The sequence below is a fragment of the Streptomyces sp. DF42 genome (genome assembly GCF_058267695.1).
In genome coordinates, this window is record NZ_CM177859.1 from 984,995 (window position 1) to 1,005,465 (window position 20,471).

Genomic DNA, 20,471 nt, shown 5'->3' on the forward strand with positions numbered 1-20,471 from the left:
GATTCCGGAGCATTCCGCACGGAGATCGCTCAGCGCCGCACGCACGCGTGCACCCAGGCGCGAGCCCCCAGCAGCGCGCGCCGTCAGCCGCGAGCCCCCAGCAGGTGGTCCATTGCCAGCTGGTCGAGGTGCTCGAAAGCCATCCCGCGCGCGGCGGTCGCCTCGACGTCGAACTCCTCGAAGGCGCTGCGGTCGGCGAGCAGGGCCTGCAGGCCGTCCGCGGCGGTCGGCTGGGCGAGCTCGTCCAGCCGCGAGGCGCGCAGGGCCTCCTGCACCTCCGGGTCGGCGCGGAAGGCGGCCGCACGGTCCTTGAGGATGAGGTAGTTGCGCATGCAGCCCGCGGCCGACGCCCACACGCCGTCGAGGTCCTCGGTCCGCGGCGGCTTGAAGTCGAAGTGGCGCGGGCCGTCGTAACCGGCCCTCTCGAGGAGGTCGACCAGCCAGAACGCGGCGCGCAGGTCGCCGGCGCCGAAGCGCAGGTCCTGGTCGTACTTGATGCCGGACTGGCCGTTGAGGTCGATGTGGAAGAGCTTGCCCGCCCACAGGGCCTGCGCGATGCCGTGCGGGAAGTTCAGCCCGGCCATCTGCTCGTGGCCGACCTCGGGGTTGACGCCGTACAGCTCCGGGCGCTCCAGGCGCTCGATGAACGCGAGCGCGTGGCCGACGGTGGGCAGCAGGATGTCGCCGCGGGGCTCGTTCGGCTTGGGCTCGATCGCGAACTTCAGGTCGTAGCCCTGGGAGATCACGTACTCGCCGAGGAGGTCGAAACCCTCCTTCATGCGGTCGAGGGCGACGCGCACGTCCTTGGCGGCGCCGGACTCGGCACCCTCACGGCCGCCCCAGGCGACGTAGGTCTTCGCACCGAGCTCGGCCGCGAGATCGATGTTGCGGATCGTCTTGCGCAGGGCGTAGCGGCGCACGTCACGGTCGTTCGCGGTGAACGCGCCGTCCTTGAAGACCGGGTGCGTGAAGAGGTTGGTGGTGGCCATCGGCACGGTCATGCCGGTCGTGTCGAGGGCCTGACGGAATCGCTTGATGTGCGACTCGCGCTCGGTGTCCGAGGACCCGAAGGGGATCAGGTCGTCGTCGTGGAAGGTCACACCGTGGGCGCCGAGCTCGGCCAGGCGCTGCACCGTCTCGACCGGGTCGAGGGCACGCCGCGTGGCGTCGCCGAACGGGTCCCTTCCCTGCCAGCCGACGGTCCACAGGCCGAAGGTGAACTTGTCCTCGGGGGTGGGCTGGTAGTTCATGCCGCGGCTCCTTGTTTGCTCCGACTATTTCGTCATGGCAGTTTACAAATTAGTATGCGAACGCATCTCTGGGAAGAGAGCAGGGTGTGTCGCACGGAACATCCTGTTGAGCCGCGCAAAAAGGGAGAGCCCGATGTCAGCAGCCGAGGGTCCGCTCGTCGTCGGCGTGGACACGTCCACCCAGTCCACCAAGGCGCTCGTCGTCGACGCCGCCACCGGGCAGGTCGTCGCGAGCGGTCAGGCACCGCACACCGTCTCCTCCGGGGCCGGCCGCGAGAGCGACCCGCGCCAGTGGTGGGACGCCCTGTGCGAGGCCCTGCGTCAGTGCGGCGATGCGGCGCACGAGGCCGCCGCGGTGTCGATCGGCGGTCAGCAGCACGGCCTCGTCACGCTGGACGGGCGGGGCGAGCCGGTGCGCCCGGCGCTGCTGTGGAACGACGTGCGCTCGGCGCCGCAGGCGCGCCGTCTCGTCGAGGAGCTGGGCGGCCCGAAGGCCTGGGCGGAGCGCACCGGAAGCGTGCCCGGCCCGTCCTTCACGGTCACGAAGTGGGCCTGGCTGGCGGAGAACGAACCGGACGCGGTGCGCGCGGCCAAGGCGGTGCGCCTGCCCCACGACTACCTCACCGAGCGCCTGACCGGGGAAGGCACCACCGACCGCGGCGACGTCTCGGGTACGGGCTGGTGGGCGTCCGGGACGGAGTCGTACGACGAGGAGATCCTCGCGCATGTGGGACTCGATCCGGCGCTGCTGCCCCGGGTGGTCCGGCCCGGCGAGATGGCGGGCACCGTGCGCGACAGCCACGACCTGCCGTTCTCCAAGGGCACCCTGGTCGCTCCGGGGACGGGGGACAACGCCGCCGCCGCGCTCGGACTCGGGCTGCGTCCGGGGACGCCGGTGCTCAGCCTCGGCACGTCGGGCACGGTCTACGCCGTCTCCAAGCGGCGCCCTGCCGACCCGACCGGCACGGTGGCGGGCTTTGCCGACGCCCACGGGGACTGGCTGCCGCTGGCCTGCACGCTGAACTGCACGCTCGCCGTCGACCGTGTCGCGACGCTGCTGGGCCTGGACCGCGAGGCCGTGGAACCCGTCGCCGGCGTCACGCTCCTGCCCTACCTGGACGGCGAACGCACACCCAACCTGCCGAGCGCCTCCGGTCTGCTGCACGGCCTGCGCCACGACACCACCGGAGGCCAGCTGCTGCAGGCCGCCTACGACGGTGCCGTGCACTCGCTGCTCGGCGCACTCGACCTGGTCCTCGACGAGGACGCGGACCGCTCGGTCCCCCTGCTGCTGATCGGCGGCGGCGCCCGTGGCACGGCATGGCAGCAGACCGTAAGGCGGCTGTCGGGCCGCCCGGTCCAGGTCCCGGAGGCCAAGGAGCTGGTCGCGCTCGGCGCAGCGGCGCAGGCGGCGGGCCTGCTGACCGGCGAGGATCCGGCGGCGGTCGCCCGGCGCTGGAACACCGCCGCGGGCCCGGTGCTGGAGGCGGTGGAGCGGGACGAGGAGACGCTGGCGAGGATCGCCGGGGTACTCTCCGACGCGGCCCCGCTGCTGGAGCGGAGCACCGAGAGCCTTTGAGGACGGGGGCATGACCGCACCGCTGCACGAGGCGCATCCGGCCGGCCCCGGCCGGGTGCTGCCCGACACCCAGCAAGGCATGCGCCGCCGCAATCTCGCCCGGGTGATGCACGCCGTCAGCGCCGAGGGACCGCTCTCCCGGGCCGCCGTCTCCTCGCGCATCGGGCTGACCCGGGCGGCGGTGTCGACCCTCGTCGACGAGCTCATACGCACCGGGCTGCTGGAGGAGCTGGGCCCGGAGCGGCCCGGGCGGGTGGGCCGTCCCGGCTCGGCGCTCGCCGTCAGCGGACGCGGCCCCGCCGGCATCGGCGCCGAGATCGGCGTCGACCACCTCGCGGTCTGCGCTGTCGACCTGCGCGGCCAGGTGCGTTCGCGTGCCGTACGGCATCGCGCGAACCGTGGCCGCTCCCCGCAGCCGGTGATCGAGGAGCTGACCGGACTGGTGCGCCGGGTCGTCGCGGAGGCGGACCGCGAAGGCCTGTGGCCCGCGGGGCTCGCGCTGGCCGTGCCGGGCCTGGTGGCGCGCGACGCCCGTACCGTCGTACGCGCCCCGAACCTCGACTGGCACGACACGGACATCGGTGCACTGCTGTCCACCGACATCCCGCTGACCGTCGACAACGAGGCCAACTTCGGTGCTCTCGCCGAACTCTGGCTCGGCGAGAGCACTCCCCACGACTTCCTGCACGTGTCGGCGGAGATCGGCATCGGCGCGGCGGTCGTGGTGGCCGGGGGGCTGCTTCGCGGGACGCGTGGTTTCGCGGGCGAGCTGGGGCATGTGCCGGTGCAGCCGGAGGGGCCCGCGTGCCCGTGCGGCGGGCGCGGCTGTCTGGAGCAGTACGCCGGTGAGGAGGCGGTGCTGCGTGCCGCCGGCCTGGAACCGGGCGAGGACCGCGTCGGGCTGCTCGCGGGCCGGGCCGCCGAGGGCGACGAGGACGTACGGGGTGCGCTGCGCGTCGCCGGTACCGCGCTCGGCATCGCGCTGACCGGGGCGGTCAATCTGCTGGACCCCGAGAGCGTGGTGCTGGGCGGCGCGCTGGCCGGGCTCGCACCCTGGCTCCTCCCGTCACTGGAGGCCGAGTTGGACCGGCGCACGGCGGGTCCGCCCTGCCCGGTGTCCGTGTCGCGGCTGGGCCCCGAAGGACCACTGCTGGGGGCGGCGCACTCGGTGGTGCGGGCGGTCCTTGACGACCCGGCGGCGGTGGCCGAGAGGGCCTGATCCGATCCCGATACCCGCGAGGCCGTACGGCGGACGGGCCGGGCGCAGCCGCACGTTGTCCGGACCGACCGGCACCGTGTACGCGCCTCACTCGGCCGAACCCGTTCCGCACCGACGCCCCGTACGCGCTCTACGCTTTCGCCCGGCAACGGCACCGTCACCACCCGAGGAGCGCAACCGTGTTCGACCCCTTCGACCCCGCACCGGGGCACCCGTACCCCGACAGCCACCGGCCGGACGCGGCTCCCGTACCGCACGCGCTGCTCGCGCCGGTGCTCGGTCTCCTGGGCACCTGGCACGGCCGTGGTCAGGGCGGGTATCCGACGCTGGCCGGGGATTTCGCGTACGCGCAGGAGGTCGCCTTCAGCCACGACGGCCGCCCCTTCCTCCGCTACGAGGCCCGGGCCTGGCTGCTCGACGCCGACGGCGCTCCGTTGCGTCCGGCGGCCCGGGAGAGCGGGTGGTGGCGGCTTCAGCCCGACGGCCGGGTGGAGGCACTGATCACCCAGCCCACCGGTATCGCGGAGGTCGCGGTGGGCCGTGCGACGACGGACTCGGTGGACCTCTCCACCGATCAGGTGGCCCTGACCCCCACCGCCAAACAGGTCGACGCCACCCGTCGCCGCTACACCCTGACCGACGGCGACACACTCACGTTCGACTTCGATCTCGCCGCGGTCGGCCGCCCGTTGCAGCACCATCTCTCGGCGAGCCTGCATCGCACCCGATAGGCCCGGCCGACGCCGGCTTCACCCATGTGGGTGGCCAGGTTTTCCACATCAGCGGTGTCGTCCACCGAAGCACGTCGCGCCCTTCTGCCCAACTCGCGAGCGCCGTACCGTGAATCACGCGAGACGCACCCCGTCGAGTCGGGCCGTGTCTTGGCATGTCGGCGTGAATTGAGGGGGATTCACATGTCGGGGGATGTGGCGGTAGGTCTCAGGCGCGACGCGATCGGGCTGCGCGAGGTTCTGTTCCAGAGCGTCACCGCCATGGCTCCGGCCGCCGCGGTCGCCGCATCCATTCCGTCCGGCGCGGCCTTCGCCGGCGGGAGCCTGCCACTCGCCGTGCTGATCGCGCTGGTGGCCTGTCTGTTCACCGCGTCGTGCGTGGCCGAGCCGGCAAGGGAACTGCCGGCCGCGGGCTCGGTGTCCACGTACGCGGCGCAGGGGCTGCACCCTGCTGTCGGTTTCCTCGTCGGCTGGGGCTACGTGTTCGTGGAGGCGTTGGTCCCGCCGCTGCTGCTTCTGCCCGTCTTCGGCGTCGTCACCGAGCTGACCGCCCGGTGTCGTACGCCGGGCCGATCGTCCCAGTGTGGATGGCCGCCGGTGTCGTGGTGCTGCTGGTGCTGATGCGGCGGCATCCCGAACGTATAGCCGAGACCGCCCGTGTCCACCTCGACGACCCTTCCCCCACCGGCCTTGCGCAGAACGGAGCAGCGCGCCCATGAGCGACCCCCGGATCCTGACCGTCCGGCCCGAACCGAACGAGTACGCCTGGACCTTCGGCGGGGCACCCCCCGTGGCGCGCATCGCACCCGGCACGGTCCTCGACGTGTACACGGAGGACTGCTTCGCCGGGCGGGTACGGTCCGAGAAGGATCTGGTGTCCGAGGTGTGCGAGTTCCCCTTCCTCAATCCGCAGACCGGCCCCTTCCACGTCGAAGGTGCCGAACCGGGTGACACGGTCGCGGTGCACTTCGTGTCGGTCGAACCGGCGCGTGACTGGGCCGCGTCCACCACGGTCCCCCTGTTCGGCGCGCTCACCTCCACGCACACCACGGCCACACTGCAGCCGCCGCTGCCGGAGACCGTGTGGATCTGGCAGCTCGACCGGACCCGGCGCACGGTGCTGTTCCGGGCCCATGACAGCGACATCGAGGCCGAGCTGCCCATGGACCCGATGCACGGCACCGTGGGGGTGGCCCCCGCCAATTTCGAGGTCCGCTCGGCCCTGGTGCCCGACGCGCACGGCGGCAACATGGACACGCCCGAGATGCGGGCCGGCGTCACCTGCTACCTGGGGGTGAACGTGGAGGGCGCGCTGCTCAGCCTGGGCGACGGGCACGCCCGGCAGGGTGAGGGCGAGACCTGTGGCGTCGCCGTCGAGTGCGCGATGAACACCGTGGTGATCGTCGAGTTGCTCAAGGGGCTCGCCACACCGTGGCCGCGCATCGAGTCGGACACGCACATCATCTCGACGGGATCGGCACGCCCGTTGGAGGACGCGTTCCGGATATCCCAGCTCGACCTGGTGCAGTGGCTGGTGCGCGACTACGGGTTCAGCGAGCTGGACGCGTACCAGTTCGCGACCCAGGCGGTCGAGTCACCGTTGGCCAACGTCTGCGACACCAACTACACCTGCGTGGCCAAGATCCGCAAACAGTGGCTGCCCGCGCGCGAGACTCACCGTGGGGTGCACGCGCACCTGCGGGAGGTCGCAGCGACCCTGCAGGGCTGATCCCCACCCGCGGATCGAGCTGAGCCACACCCACTGACCGAAAGGCACGGCTTCATGGAACGGGCAAGACCGGGAACCACCAGGCGACGGTTCTTAAGGGGTGCGGCCCTCGCTGCCGTCCCGTACACGCTGCTTCCCGACGCGCCGGCCGGTGCGCAGGCCCAGGTGGTCGACTACCCGTCCGCCGAGTGGCGGCCGGCGACCACCGACAACTACACGGTGTCGAACCGCCCCACGGCCTATCCCGTCGACCACGTGATCATCCACGTCACACAGGAGACCTACCCCGACACACTCTCCATCTTCCAGAACCCGCAGAAGCAGGTGTCCGCGCACTACCTGGTGCGCTCGGCCGACGGACATGTCGCGCAGTGCGTCCGGGAGGCCGACATCGCCTGGCACGCGGGTAACTGGGACTACAACACGCGCAGCATCGGGATCGAGCACGAGGGATGGGTCGACCGGCCCGCCTACTTCACCGACGCGCTGTACGAGCAGTCGGCGAGACTCACGGCGGCGATCTGCACCAGATTCGGACTTCCGAAGGACCGGGCACACATCATCGGACACTACGAGGTGCCTGGCACGGACCACACCGACCCCGGGCCCAACTGGGACTGGACGCGCTACATCAGACTCGTCAACTTCGCCTGACCGCTCCATCCGACCGCGAGGGCGGCACCGTCATTCGGGTCACCGTGGTCGAAACGGTTGTCCGTGCGCGTACCCGGAGTGACGATGTCCCCAGCCGCAACACCTTCCGGGGAGGCCGAGTTGACCGATCCGTGGGTGGCCCTCGAGCCGGGGGCCGACCCTGCCGAGCACGCGCGGATGCTGCGTCGCGCGCACGAGAGGTTCACCGAGGTGGGCACGGTGGCCCGGCCGGTGCGTTCGGTGGTGGCCGAGTCGTGGCGGCGTTCCGCGCGGGCCGGCGTGGGGCCCGACGGCACGGCGAGTGTGGAGCTCGCGGACGGTGACCTCGGCGCCTACCGGGCCGAGCATCCGCTGGCGCGGGTGATGCCGTTGTTCCGTGAGCTGATGGGGACGTTCGCTGCCGACGGGGAACATCTGCTGGCGGTGTGCGACGTGCACGGCAGGCTGCTGTGGGTCGAAGGGCATCCGGCCGCCCGGCGGAATGCGGGGCGGATGAACTTCGTGCCGGGTGCCCGGTGGGCTGAGACGGCGATGGGGACCAACGCGCCGGGGACCGCGGTCGCCGTCGACCGGCCCGTGCAGGTCTTCGCGGCCGAGCATTTCACCCGGCGCGTGCAGCCGTGGACGTGCGCGGCGGCTCCGGTGCACGATCCGCGCACCGGGCGGGTGCTCGGTGCCGTGGACATCACCGGCGGAGACGGGCTCGCGCATCCGCACAGTCTGGGCTTCGTACAGGCGGTCGCCCGGGCCGCCGAGTCCCACCTGGCACTGCTCGTCCCGGAGCGGCCCGCCGCCGACACGCCCGAGCTGACGGCGCTGGGCCGGGACGAGGCACAGCTTCTGTCCGGCGGGCGCAGGATCAGGCTCAGCCGCCGGCACAGCGAGATCCTCGTGCTGCTCTCGCGTCACCCCGAGGGGCTGACCGGCGACGAGCTGCTGTGCGCGCTGTATGAGGACGAGTCGGTGACGCCGGTGACGCTGCGCGCCGAACTGGCCAGGCTGCGCAGGGTGCTGGGTCCGGGTCTGCTGTCCTCGCGGCCCTACCGGCTGACGGTTCCCGTCGAGTGCGATGCCGCTGTGGTGGAGCGGCGGCTGGAGAGCGGTGCGGTGACGGGGGCCGCGACGGCGTACGCGGGGCCGTTGCTGCCGGGTTCCCAGGCCCCGGCGGTGGTGCGGCTCAGGCACCGCCTGGCCGACGGCCTCCGTACGGCGCTGATCGCCCGCCGCGATCCCGACCTGCTGGCCGACTGGGCGCACACGCCGTGGGGCGAGGACGACCTCGACATATGGCGGGCACTCGCCGCGGTCCGCCCGACGGCGGCGGTCCGGGCGCGCCTGACGGCGCTGGAGCTGGAGTTGGCGGCGCCGGCCGACTGGCCCGGCGCCGCAGGCCGGCGGGGAGGCGCACCGGCGTAGCGAGCACGCGTGCCCGTCCCGGCATTCACGCAACGTAGTTGCAACGTGGCCGTCCCTAGCCTCCCGACGGGAGCTGCCCAACGGCGGGCAGCGCTTCGAAGGAGGCAGGCCAGCATGACCCGTTACGCGGCGCCCGGCACCGAGGGCGCGATCGTCTCCTACCAGGCGCGCTACGACCACTTCATCGGGGGCGAGTACGTACCGCCGGCACGCGGGCAGTACTTCGAGAATCCGTCGCCGGTGAACGGGCAGCCGTTCACGGAGATCGCGCGCGGTACGGCGGAGGACGTGGAGCGGGCGCTCGATGCGGCGCACGCGGCAGCTCCGGGCTGGGGCCGTACGTCGGTGACCGAGCGCTCCGACATCCTGCTGAAGATCGCCGACCGCATGGAGGCGAACCTCGAACCGCTCGCCGTCGCCGAGAGCTGGGAGAACGGCAAGCCGGTGCGCGAGACGCTGGCCGCGGACATCCCGCTCGCAATCGACCACTTCCGCTACTTCGCCGGCGCGATCCGCGCGCAGGAGGGTTCGCTCGGCGAGGTCGACGACGACACGGTGGCCTACCACTTCCACGAGCCGCTCGGCGTGGTCGCCCAGATCATCCCGTGGAACTTCCCGATCCTGATGGCGACTTGGAAGCTGGCTCCCGCCCTCGCCGCGGGCAACGCGGTCATCATCAAGCCCGCCGAGCAGACCCCGGCCTCCATCCACTACTGGATGAGCCTCATCGCCGACCTGCTGCCGCCCGGCGTCGTGAACATCGTCAACGGCTTCGGGGTGGAGGCGGGCAAGCCGCTCGCGTCCAGTCCGCGGGTGGCGAAGGTGGCGTTCACGGGTGAGACCACGACGGGGCGGCTGATCATGCAGTACGCCTCCGAGAACATCAAGCCGGTCACGCTGGAGCTCGGTGGCAAGTCACCCAACATCTTCTTCGACGACGTATGGGCGAAGAACGACGACTTCCGCGACAAGGCCCTCGAAGGCTTCACCATGTTCGCGCTCAACCAGGGCGAGGTGTGCACCTGCCCGTCGCGGGCGCTCGTCCAGCGCGGCAACTACACCGAGTTCCTCCAGGCGGCGGTCGCCCGCACCGAGCTGATCAAGCCGGGCCACCCCCTGGACACCGACACGATGATCGGCGCCCAGGCCTCCAACGACCAGCTGGAGAAAATCCTCTCCTATCTGGACATCGGCAGGCAGGAGGGCGCGAAGGTCCTCACGGGCGGCGAACGCATCGAGTACGACGGCGAGTTGAAGGGCGGCTACTACGTCCAGCCGACGATCTTCGAAGGCGGCAACCGCATGCGGATCTTCCAGGAGGAGATCTTCGGTCCGGTCGTCTCCGTGACGTCCTTCGACGACTTCGACGACGCCATCAAGATCGCCAACGACACGCTGTACGGCCTCGGCGCCGGTGTGTGGACGCGGGACATCAACACGGCGTACCGCGCGGGCCGGGCGATCCAGGCGGGCCGCGTCTGGACGAACTGCTACCACGCCTACCCGGCCCACGCTGCCTTCGGCGGCTACAAGCAGTCCGGAATCGGTCGGGAGACGCACAAGATGATGCTGGAGCACTATCAGCAGACGAAGAACCTTCTCGTTTCCTACAGCCCGAAGAAGCTTGGGTTCTTCTAGAGTCTCAAGTCGCTTGCCTGGAGGCGCCGATGCCCTCCAGGCAACCCGACACGACAGCTACCCAATGCAATCAGTCGGGTTCTTCTAGTTACTCTCTGGCGCCCAGTGAAGTCTACTCGGACCAGTCGCGGACCAAATTGTGCCGGAGGACGTTACCCCCCGCGAGCCGCCCGCCCGCAGATCGTTGCGACTGCTGAAGCGGAGGTCTCCCCAGCGCCGATCTCGCAAGCTCGTAGCTGGTCACCAGCCGGCCCTCATGACCGTCCGGATGGGTCATGGCGCTCAGCGGACGGTGTTCGCGGAGCGCCGCGAGCTCATCTGGTGGCGCGAACCGGCACTCCCGTTCCAGGGGAAGGCCTCGCGGCCGGCCGGTATGTCCGTCATGACGTCCACCACCCTTGTCAGTCCCTGTCCCCGAAGAACGCCGCGTCCCGGTCTTCGACCGTGCCGAAGGCCGCAGTCACCCGGATTCCGGGTCCATCGCCGCCCGCATCTGCCCGATCGTGCAACGGGCCCTCGCTGCCTCGATCAGTGTCGGCAGCACGTTGGAACCGCTCAGCGCGGCCTCGCGCACAGCCGCCAGTTCCTTCTCGCACGGACGGCGCTCGACGGCTCTTTGCACCGATGCCGGGGCCTCGTGGCGCTCCCGCCGCATGATCTCCTGCTCGGTTCCGGAGCGCAGTGGGTCCCTGACACCTACCCGTGGGCCGGGGTCGTGGTAGGCCAGTTCCTCGATCTCGGACTCCAGCCAGCCGCTGCGAATGCTCCCCAGCATGCCACCGTGGTCTTCGATCTGCTGGAGCCAGTCCTCGACGTCCGCCGTCATCTCGGTCACGAGCCGGTCGATCGTCTCCGATCCGCCAAGAGGGTCGACGTACCGGGCGACGTCGGTCTCCTCCGCCAGGATCTGATGGGTACGCAGAGCGATCCGGGCGCCCAGTTCCCCAGGCGTCTGGTACGCCTCGTCGAAGCTGCACACGTGCAGCGACTGCACACCGCCCAGTACGGCCGCGAGCGCCTGGACGGTCGCCCGGATTACATTGTTGAGCGGTTCCTGGTGTACGAGCGCGGAGCCGAACGTATTGACCTGGACGCGCATCTTCATGGCACGTTCGTCCATGACACTCCAGCGTTCGTGCAGGCGCCTCGCGTAGAGCGACCGCGCGACGCGAAACTTCGCGGCCTCGGCCAGCAGTTCCATGTGCGCGCCGAAGATGAAGGTGAAGCGGCGGGCCACTTCGTCCGCGCCGAGGCCACGATTGATCATGCCTTGGAGGTAGGTCTCTGCGTCGGCGATCCCGCACGCTATCTCCAACGCGCGGGACGCCCCCGCTTCCCGCGCGTGTCCGCCCGACAGCGACACCGGGTTGACCCTGGGCAGGTGGCGGATGCAGTGCTCCAGAACGTCCAGGGAATACCGCATGCTGGTGTCGAGGTCGTAGACGCACGCCTTGCGTGCCAGGAACTCCTTCAACATCTCGTTCTGCAGCGTCCCGGTGAGCCGAGCCGGATCGACACCGGACTCCTCGGCCACTACGACCCACATCGCCAGCAGCATCGGCGCGGTGGCGTTGATGGTCATCGACACCGAGACTTGGTCGAGCGGAATGCCTTCGAAGACCGCCGCGAGGTCGTCGACCGTGGCGATGGACACGCCCGTGCGGCCGACCTCACCGTCGGCCATGGGGTCGTCGGGGTCCAGACCGAGCTGCGTGGGCAGGTCGAAGGCCAGTGACAGGCCGGTCTCGCCGAGATCCAGCAGGTAGTGGAACCGCTCGTTGGTGGAGGCAGCGCTGGCGAGGCCGGCGAGTTGTCGCATCGTCCACACTTTGGTGGTGTAACCGGTCGGATGGATGCCCGCGTCGAACGGGTACTCGCCGGGTCGACCCATGACTGCTGCTCCTCTCAGCCCCGTTCAGCCCTGAGTGGACTGACGTTCGATGCGCCCAGTTCCTTGCGCAGGACCGGGTCGGTGACGCCGAGTCCTTCCTCGGGCGCCAGTCCCAGGACGCCGACCTTGCCGATGTGCTGGTTGTTCTGCACCAGGCGTGCGGCCTCCGGGGCCTCGGCCAGGGGAAACGTCACCGACAGCGCCGGCTTGATCCGGCCCAGGGTGATGAGCCGGTTGACCTGCCACTGCTCCTCGAGGTTCGCGCCGTGGCTGCCGATCACCCGCTTCAGGCGCATCCACAGGTAGCGATTGTCGAACTCGTGCTGGTATCCGGTGCTGGAGCCGCAGGTGACGACGGTGCCGCCACGCCGGGCGACGAACACCGAGGTGCCGAAGGTTGCCCGGCCCACGTGCTCGAAGACGACGTGCGGATCTTCGCCGACCATGTTCCGGATTCGCTTGCCCAGCTGCTTGCCGACCGCCGTGGACCCACCGTCCAGGTCCAACTCGCTGCGGTCGATGACGTGTTCGCAGCCCATCAGCCGAGCTGTCTCCGCCTTGGCCTCGGAGCCGACCACGCCGACGGCGATGCCCCCGCCGTTGCGTACGAACTGCGCCGCGTAGGCGCCGAGGCCGCCAGCCGCACCCCATATGAGGACCACATCGCCCTGCTTGATCCGGGCGCCGTTGTCACTGACCAGCATGCGGTACGCGGTACCGGCACACAGCGGGCTGCAGGCGGCCTCCTCCCACGTCAAGTGCCCGGCCTTGGGCATCAGCTGGCTCGCACGAACCACCGCGTACTGTGCCAGTCCACCGAAATTCGTCTCGAATCCCCAGGCGCGTTGCTCCCCTCCGAGCATGGCATCCCCATGGGTGGCGGGCTCCTCGTGGTCGACGTGAGCCGTCGCCACCACCACATGGTCGCCGGCGGACCAGCGGCGGACTCCGGTGCCGACCCGGACCACGACGCCGGCCGCGTCCGAGCCCAGCACGTGGAACGGCTGGTCGTGCCGGGCCGCGTCGCCGCCCTGCCGCCCGAACTGCCGAAGGAACGCGAAGCTCGGCACCGGGTCGAAGGTGGCGGACCACACGGTGTTGTAATTGATGCCGCTGGCCATCACGGCGATCAGCACCTCGTCCGACGCGAGCCTGGGCATCGGCACCTCGCCGACCCGCAGCGAGCGCCGGACGTCCTTGTCCTCGTTGCCCTGGAAAATGCCGACGTCCTCGACACGGGTGTGCACGGCGACATATTCGTCAGGAACCGGTATGCGTTCGAGTTCCTGACCGTGCGCACCGTTGACTACGGCTTCGGCGAGCGCGTCCATGCTGATTCCGTCTCCTCTCGTCTGTGGGGGCTGCCGGTGGCGAGAAGTTCGGCCACGGCATCTCGGTCGGACTTCCCGCTCGGTGTGCGGGGCAGGTCAGGCAGCACTGTGATCGACAGCGGCACCGACGCCTCCGGCAGCACCCGGCGCAGGTGCTCCATGGCGGCGGGCACATCGGGGGGCGGACCGCCGTGGGTGGCGGTCACGGCCGCGCGCAGGACCCGGGTTCCGGTCGGTGTCTCCATGGCGACGCAGGCCGCCGCTTCGACGCCGGGCCGGCTGAGCAGGTGCACGTCGACCTCGGTCAGGTTCACGCGGTACCCGCGGATCTTGACATCGTCGTCCGTCCGGCAGAGGAACTGCACCACGCCGTCCTGAAACCGCACCAGGTCACCGGTGCGGAACGCCCGTGTGTGGCCGCGTGGCGTGGCGGGGATCGTGGTGAACCGCCGGGCGGTGAGCTCAGGTTGGTTCGTGTACCCGAGCGACACCGGAAGTCCGGCGACGAGGAGCTCGCCGACCGACAGGTCCGCCTCGGACTCCGGAAGGACCAGCAGTTCGCAGCCCTGGATCGGGACACCGATCGGTGGCAGGTCCGGCCACCGGTCGGGGCCGGCGGGGAGGATGTGCGTGGAAACCATCGCGGACTCGCTCTGGCCGTAGTGGTTGACCAGCCGGGCCTGCGGCAGCCGCCGGAACATCTCACGGATCTGTGCGGTCGCCACCAGTTGCTCTCCCGCGGTGTTGACCTCGGTGAGCCTGAGGGTGCCGAGGTCCGGGCTCGCAACCGCGACGGTCGCCAGCATCTGCAGCGCCACGAAGGGCAGGAAGAGCCGCTCGATCCGCTGCTCGGCCAGCCAGGCCAGCAGTCCGACAGGATCCCGACGCAGACGTTCCGGGGCAATCACCACCGTGCCGCTGCCCCGCAACGTGCCGAGGACCTCCTGGAAGAAGACGTCGAAGTTGAGCGGCGCGAACTGGGCGGTGCGCAGGTCGGGCCGCGGCGAGTGCGAGGCCTGCCATTGGACCATGTTGTCCAGGCAGCTGTGCGGGATGGCCACGCCCTTGGGCCAGCCGGTGCTGCCGGAGGTGTAGATGACGTAGAAGGCGGCGTCGGGTCGGCATGGGGCGGGATTCCGCGCGTCCACGACGTGGTCGGGGTACGGGAGCTCGCCGAGGGCCGGGATCCGCACAGGTGTGGCTGCGCTGTCCAGGGCCGGCGCGAGCCCGTGGTGCAGGAGCACCTTGGCGCCGCTGTCCTTCAGCATGTGCTGGAGCCGGGGCGCGGGGTACTCGGGGTCGAGGGGCACGTAGACCGCGCCGTGCAGGGTGGTGCCCAGCATCGCTGCGACGACGGACGCACTGCGCCGCCCCGTGACTGCGACCGGATCGCCGGGCGCCACGCCGTGCTCCTCGAGAAGGACGGCGATGCCCCGTGCCCAGCACAGGAGTTGCGCGTAGGACACGTCTCCGCCTTCGTCGGAGACCGCAACGGCGTCCGGTTGCTGTGCGACGGTCTCCAGAAGGGCGGTGAACAGGCAGGAAGAGTCCCCGTCACCGCCCCACAGCACGGTTGCCGTGCCCCGGCCCGTCATGCCTGCCCCTCGTGGCGGTCGGCGTCGCCTCCGTGTACCCGGATCAGCTCGGCCAGTCGCCGGTGGCGGCCGTCACCGTCCTCGAAGCGGGATATCACGCGTTGCCGCACCTCGTCGCCCTTCTCCTGGCTGAGCTTGAACATCGCGTCCACGGCCTCGATCTCCAGCCGAAAGGCCCCCACGCCGGGCAGGATCTGGCGGAAGTAGTCGAGTGACGAGGTGGGATCCCAGGCATCTCCGAGGGTGCCTTCCAGGTGTGCCACGGTTGCCAGGATGATCCCGAGAGTCTCCTCACGGTCCTCCACCAGGCGGAGCCTGCCGCGGACGTGGACCGAGACGAAGTCCCAGGTGGGCGCGGCGGGATCGACACGGTAGACGGCCGGAGTGACATAGGCACCGGGCCCCTGGAACATCAGCAGGGCCGGGGTGCCGTCGACCAGCGCGCGCCAGTGCGGATTGGCCCGATTCATGTGGCCGAGGAGTTCCGCGCCGACCAGCGGCGCATCCTCAGGAGTGTCCGGGGAGAGCAGCGACGGGAGGTGGGTGGCGTGGGGGAACTTTGTCCCGTTGGTGGTGAGCGTCGCCAGGGCATGCTCGCGAATGACACGGCGCGGCCACTCGTCGCCCTCGACGCGATAGATTTTCGGAACGAACACGGTGCCGAACTCCTTTCAGCGGCACGCCGAGGCGCCGTCGCCGGCCGCCGCGGAATCGGAGGTGGTTTCGCCGTCCGCTGCCGGTTCCCGCGGCGGCGCCACCAGTTCGGTCAGCACGCCGAAGCAGTCCCGCGGGTGCAGGAAGGTCACCTGGGTCCCTCGCGATCCGGTGCCGGGCGGGTCGAAGATCGGCGCGATGCCATGTTCCTTGAGGCAGGTGACCGCCGTGTGCACGTCGTCGGTCCCGAATGCGATGTGGTGCACGCCCGGTCCTCGCCGCTCCAGCCATGCGGACACCGCCGAGTCCGGACGGGTGGACTGCAGCAGCTGGATGTAGGGGGCTCGGTCGTCGGCGGGGCTGCCGATCGTCATCATTGCCTCGCGAACACCCTGGCTCTCGATGACCTCCACATGACGCAGCTCGAAGCCGTAGGTGGAGTGATAGAACTCCACGGCCTCGTCCAGGTCCCGGCAGACCACGCCGATGTGGTCGATGCGGTCGATGCGGCCGTTCACCGACACGCCTTCAGCGCTTCAGCGATCTCCCCGGCCCGGACGGCCATGTTGGACAGCAGGCTCGAGGAAATGCCGTGGGTGTGCTCGGTGGAACCCTGCAGGAAGATACCGACCTTCACGTCCTCAGCGGTCTGGACGCGGAAGTCGCGGCCGACCCGCAGGCGCCCGCGCTCGTCACACAGGCAGCCGTTGCCGAGGTTGCCGAGCAGCGCCAGCGGATCCCCGGGGTGGTAACCGGTGGCGTAGACGACCGCAGCGGCCCGGACGGTCGTGACTGCGCCGGTAGGCAGGAACTCGATGTCGACGCGCACGTCGTCGGAGCCGTTCGCATGTTCGCGGACACGGGAGATCCGGTGGACGTGCAGGCGACGTCTCCCGCTCAGCCGTTCACGGTACACCCGGTCGTACAGGTCCCGGACGAGGTCGTCGTCGACCACCGAATAGTTGGTGTTGGTGTGGTAGTCGAACAGCATCTCCTTGACCTCGGGCGGCGCGTCGAAGTAGTGGTCGAGTGCGACCGGGTCGAAGACCTGATTGGCGAACGGGCTGTCGTCGGCGACGCTGTAGCCGTACCTCCTGAACACCGTGTGCACTTCGGCCTGCGGGAATCGGTCGTGGAGAAACCTGACCGCCTCTGCGGCGCTCTGTCCTGCGCCGACTACGACGAAGGCCTTTGGCTCACCGGTGGCGGCCTTCTCCGCCCGGTACAGCAATTCCGAGCTGTGCCAGACGCGGTCCCCGGCCTCGATGCCGGCGGGCAGCGCCGGCTCCAGTCCGGAGGCCAGCACCACGGCGCGTGTCTGCACCGTGGACACAGTGCCCTGGCGGCGGACATCAACCTCCACGGAGCGGGTGACGCCCTCCGCGTCCTTCACCGGACGCAGTTCGACCACCTCGCTGCCGTAGTCCACCCGGTCGGCGAGCTGTCCGGCGGCCCAGCACAGGTAGTCGTGGAACTCGGTGCGATGCGGGAAAAAAGACTTCCGGTTGAGGAAGTCCATCATCCGACCCTTGGCATGCAGATAGGAAAGGAACCCGAATCGGCTGGTGGGCTCGCGGGGTGTGACAAGGTCCTTGAGAAAGGGCACCTGCATCGTCGCGCCGTCGATCAGCATGCCCCGGTGCCAGCCGAACTCCGCCTGCTTCTCGAAGAATCGGGCCGTGAAGGCGCCGGTGCGCGAGCGGTCTTCGAGGGCGATGGCCAGCGCCAGGTTCGAGGGGCCGAAGCCGATCCCCACCACGTCCGCCATTACGTCGCCCGGCCCTGACTCATCTGACATGGGTGGTATCTCCAACTCTTGGGGGAACCGAAGCGCGCGGGGGCCGGAGGGGGCCGGTCACCGGCGTACAGATGCCCAGCGTTGATGCCGGACGGCGGACCGGTCGGTAGGGAAGCAGCATCGGCGAAGCGGCTGCGCAGGTCTCGTGGCGGTGCCGGATGCGTCGGGTGCCTGGTCGACTGTTGCGGACCTGGCCAAGGACGCCGGCACGTACACCTGCCCTCCGTTGTGCTTCAGCCGTCGGCATGAAAGTGAAGGGTGGTCTTGACGGGCCTCCGCCCCCACGGAGCCTCATCCTGCCGAACATCAATGCAGCAGGCAAGCGGTCAATATCATTACATGCAAAGGGAGTTGCCGCCCTGCAGGCAGTTGCCTGGTCAGCACGGCCTCCGTTGTCACGACGGCGGGGTGCCTTGGGCCGAGAGCGGGACCAGGTCCGCCGGCGTCGGCGTGGCACGGAGCCGGACGGCGTAGTACCACGTCGACACGGCCAGCACAGCAACCATGAAGACCAGCACCGGGCGGTGCCCGACCGTTGCGATCACCGCGGAGCCGAGCGCGATGAACAGGGTCTGCGGCAGGCTGATGACCACGTCGGCGACCGAGGACACCCGGCCGAGCATCGCGTCCGGCGACAGACGCTGCACCTGCGTGTAGAAGCCCACCACGACCGGCGCCACACCGCCGCCGATCACGAGGAACCCGGCGATCACGCCCGCCGGGTCGGGGATGAGCAGCGCTGCGTGTCCGGCGAGGTAAAGGAGCAACCCGCACAGCAGCAGGCGCCGGGCACCGAGCCGGTCCACCAGCTTGACGGTGACGATGCCGCCGACAACGGCCCCGGCCGCCTGACACGTGCTGAGCACACCCACGAAGGTCACCGGCATGTGCAGGCCGTGAGCGACCAAGGCGAACACGGTCGGCTGGATGAGCCCGAAGACGGAGACCACCCCGATCAGGGTGAGCGCCGTCTCGCGGAGCGGCAGGGAGTGCCACATGAAGCGCACACCGGCGCTCATCTCGCGCAGCACCGGCTCGCCCGGTGCATGCTGAGGCTTGGGGTCTTCGACCCGCACAAGGCAGACGCAGAGGGCCGCGACCAAGTAGGTCGCCGCGTTCGTCACCACCACGGACGCCGCACCCCATACGGCGAACATCGCCGTGCCCAGCGCCGGTGCGCACAGTCGGGCGGCCTCCTTGAGAGTGCGCAACTTCGCATTGGCCCGGCCGATTCCGTCCGTTCCGGAAATCCTCGGCAACATCGCGCTGCCGGCGGTGGCGTGCAGGCTTGAGCCGAGCCCGGAGACCAGCAGCACGACGTAGATCAGCCACACGTCGGACTTCGTGTGGACGAGCAGTGCCAGGCACATCACGGGGGCCATCGCCAAGTTGATCACGACGAGCAACCGCCTGCGCCGTACCCGGTCCACGACAACGCCGAACAGCGGGGCCAGCATCGCGGGCGCCAGGTAGGCGAGGAACGTCATGCCGGCCGCGGCGTCACTGCCCGTGAGACTCTTCACCCACAGTCCCGCGACCAGCCAGAGGGCGCAGTCGCCGAAAAGGGAGAGGCTGACACCCGACAGCCACAACGTGAGGTTCGCACGGCGGTGATCGCCCGCCCGGTGCTGCAGAGCTTCGGAAGAAGTCGGAACTGCCACGATGTGGGATCGTAGCGTAACGTCGGCGCCAACTCGACGCCGATCCAACCTTGTTGGGCCGACACGCACGAAGGGCGGCTTTGTGGATCCCGACACTGGGGCGACCTCCGTCACCACTACGGCGTGCAGGCTGGTGAGGTCCGTCGACGAGGTCGCGCCCGCAGCCTGGAACGCGGTGGCCGCAGGCGCGTCGTTCTTCGCCTGCCATGGCTGGCAGCGGTTTCTGGAGGAGCGACTCACGGCGAGCACACGCTACCTGCTGTGGCACGACGACGACGGGCAACTGATCGCCGCACTGCCCACCTATGCCGGCGGGCCGGACGTTATGCCGCGGCCGTTCACGCTGACGCACGTCATCAGGGCCGAGACCGGCGTCCCCGCAGGATTCTCCGTCCTGGGCGGGTCGGCGTACGGCTATCAGAACGACGGCCTGCTCATCCGGCCAGACGTGCCGCCGCAGGAGCGGGCGGCGCTGGCCAGGGCGATGGTTGGCGAGTTCCGGTCGCTCGCGCGCTCGCTGGGGGCCGACCACACCGCCTTCCTCTGCCTGCCGCAGGCGCGGCTCTCCGAACTGGCCACGGCAGGTTACGGGCACCCCTCGGTCGGCCTGATGAGCACCGTGGCGACCCTGGAGCTGTCTTTCACGACGTTCGACGGTTATCTCGCCTCGCTCCCTGCGCGGCGGCGCTCGGAGATCCGACGCGAGCGCCGCATCTTCCGTGACAGCGGCCTGACTTGGGGTCCGGCCGATGTGCCCGGGGACTTCGACGAGATCGCGAACCTCATCGTCGCCACTTATCAGCACCACGGATATCCGCCGGTCGACCCCGCGGTCATCCGCGGGAACCTGGAAGCCCAAGCGCGTTTCTTCGGCGACGACACCTTGACGCTGGTCTGCCGTGACGAGGGGCGTCTGGTCGGTGCCGTGAGCGGATTCGTCCATGGCACGCAGTGGATCGTCCCCTGGTTGGGCCTGGACTACGAGGTGGCGCACAGGACGGCGCTCTACTTCAACCTGGGCTACTACCTGCCCATCGAGCACGCGAAACGCCACGGCGGGACCACGATCGATTTCGGTGTGAACGCGCTGCAGGCGAAGGTGCTGCGAGGCATGGACATCGAGCCGAAGTGGGCGCTCGTCGAACCGGCGCCGGACGGCGAGGCCGGTTGGTCGACCGCAGTCCGTACGCACAACCGCCATGGCTGGGAGGAGTTCAGTGTGGCCCACGGTGAGCGGGTGACGGCTCTGCTCGGCGCGAAGTGGAGTAGTTCCGCGCCGAAATGACGGGATGTCAGGCGCGCGTGGATGTGAACATGTGTCCCTT

17 protein-coding genes are annotated in these 20,471 nt (G+C 69.9%); 9 read left to right on the forward strand and 8 right to left on the reverse strand.

Annotated elements, in window-relative coordinates:
* Window positions 1-83: 83 nt before the first annotated feature.
* Entirely contained in the window at window positions 84-1,250 is a 1,167-nt protein-coding gene (gene xylA / locus ACYUED_RS04580) for a xylose isomerase (protein ID WP_266923272.1), read from the reverse strand.
* A 133-nt stretch (window positions 1,251-1,383) separates the two neighbouring features.
* Here xylA and xylB point away from each other — a divergent pair, with 133 nt between their 5' ends.
* From xylB to exaC, 8 genes are all read left to right on the forward strand, one after another.
* Window positions 1,384-2,829, forward strand: coding sequence for a xylulokinase (gene xylB / locus ACYUED_RS04585; RefSeq protein WP_491291037.1), 1,446 nt, complete (start codon window positions 1,384-1,386; stop codon window positions 2,827-2,829).
* Between the two features lie 10 nt (window positions 2,830-2,839).
* Window positions 2,840-4,048: an ROK family protein gene (locus ACYUED_RS04590; RefSeq protein WP_491291038.1), complete on the forward strand. Its 1,209-nt coding sequence runs from the start codon at window positions 2,840-2,842 to the stop codon at window positions 4,046-4,048.
* A 179-nt stretch (window positions 4,049-4,227) separates the two neighbouring features.
* On the forward strand, window positions 4,228-4,779 hold the full coding sequence (locus ACYUED_RS04595) for a heme-binding beta-barrel domain-containing protein (RefSeq protein ID WP_491291039.1): 552 nt from the start codon (window positions 4,228-4,230) through the stop codon (window positions 4,777-4,779).
* A gap of 183 nt (window positions 4,780-4,962) precedes the next feature.
* Window positions 4,963-5,400 carry a hypothetical protein gene (locus ACYUED_RS04600; RefSeq protein WP_491291040.1) on the forward strand — a complete coding sequence of 146 codons (438 nt, stop codon included), beginning with the start codon at window positions 4,963-4,965 and terminating at the stop codon, window positions 5,398-5,400.
* 94 nt (window positions 5,401-5,494) lie between these two features.
* Window positions 5,495-6,508, forward strand: a complete 1,014-nt coding sequence (locus tag ACYUED_RS04605; RefSeq protein ID WP_491291041.1) for an acetamidase/formamidase family protein — start codon at window positions 5,495-5,497, stop codon at window positions 6,506-6,508.
* A 54-nt stretch (window positions 6,509-6,562) separates the two neighbouring features.
* The gene (locus tag ACYUED_RS04610; protein ID WP_491291042.1) at window positions 6,563-7,162 is read left to right on the forward strand and encodes an N-acetylmuramoyl-L-alanine amidase; all 600 of its coding nucleotides are present in this window, start codon (window positions 6,563-6,565) and stop codon (window positions 7,160-7,162) included.
* An 84-nt stretch (window positions 7,163-7,246) separates the two neighbouring features.
* Window positions 7,247-8,578: a winged helix-turn-helix domain-containing protein gene (locus ACYUED_RS04615; protein WP_491291043.1), complete on the forward strand. Its 1,332-nt coding sequence runs from the start codon at window positions 7,247-7,249 to the stop codon at window positions 8,576-8,578.
* Window positions 8,579-8,692: 114 nt separating this feature from the next.
* A complete protein-coding gene (gene exaC / locus ACYUED_RS04620; protein WP_491291044.1) occupies window positions 8,693-10,216 on the forward strand; it encodes an acetaldehyde dehydrogenase ExaC in 1,524 nt (507 codons plus the stop codon).
* Window positions 10,217-10,676: 460 nt separating this feature from the next.
* Here exaC and ACYUED_RS04625 read toward each other — a convergent pair whose 3' ends face one another.
* The 7 genes from ACYUED_RS04625 to ACYUED_RS04655 form a co-directional block, all read right to left on the reverse strand.
* Complete coding sequence (locus tag ACYUED_RS04625) at window positions 10,677-12,107, reverse strand: methylmalonyl-CoA mutase family protein (RefSeq protein ID WP_491291045.1); 1,431 nt, start codon at window positions 12,105-12,107, stop codon at window positions 10,677-10,679.
* A gap of 14 nt (window positions 12,108-12,121) precedes the next feature.
* On the reverse strand, window positions 12,122-13,438 hold the full coding sequence (gene ccrA / locus ACYUED_RS04630) for a crotonyl-CoA carboxylase/reductase (RefSeq protein WP_491291046.1): 1,317 nt from the start codon (window positions 13,436-13,438) through the stop codon (window positions 12,122-12,124).
* A complete protein-coding gene (locus ACYUED_RS04635) occupies window positions 13,414-15,033 on the reverse strand; it encodes an amino acid adenylation domain-containing protein (protein WP_491291047.1) in 1,620 nt (539 codons plus the stop codon). The genes ccrA and ACYUED_RS04635 overlap by 25 nt, the downstream gene beginning before the upstream one ends.
* Window positions 15,030-15,689, reverse strand: a complete 660-nt coding sequence (locus ACYUED_RS04640; RefSeq protein WP_491291048.1) for an FMN-binding negative transcriptional regulator — start codon at window positions 15,687-15,689, stop codon at window positions 15,030-15,032. The genes ACYUED_RS04635 and ACYUED_RS04640 overlap by 4 nt, the downstream gene beginning before the upstream one ends.
* Before the next feature lie 15 nt (window positions 15,690-15,704).
* A complete protein-coding gene (gene mce / locus ACYUED_RS04645; RefSeq protein WP_491291049.1) occupies window positions 15,705-16,205 on the reverse strand; it encodes a methylmalonyl-CoA epimerase in 501 nt (166 codons plus the stop codon).
* Entirely contained in the window at window positions 16,202-17,485 is a 1,284-nt protein-coding gene (locus ACYUED_RS04650; protein WP_491291050.1) for a lysine N(6)-hydroxylase/L-ornithine N(5)-oxygenase family protein, read from the reverse strand. The genes mce and ACYUED_RS04650 overlap by 4 nt, the downstream gene beginning before the upstream one ends.
* 395 nt (window positions 17,486-17,880) lie before the next feature.
* Window positions 17,881-19,146 (reverse strand): MFS transporter, encoded by a 1,266-nt coding sequence (locus ACYUED_RS04655; protein WP_491291051.1) that lies wholly within the window; start codon window positions 19,144-19,146, stop codon window positions 17,881-17,883.
* Window positions 19,147-19,321: 175 nt separating this feature from the next.
* Between ACYUED_RS04655 and ACYUED_RS04660 the strand changes: the two genes are divergently transcribed.
* A complete protein-coding gene (locus tag ACYUED_RS04660; protein ID WP_491291052.1) occupies window positions 19,322-20,431 on the forward strand; it encodes a GNAT family N-acetyltransferase in 1,110 nt (369 codons plus the stop codon).
* Window positions 20,432-20,471: the final 40 nt, after the last annotated feature.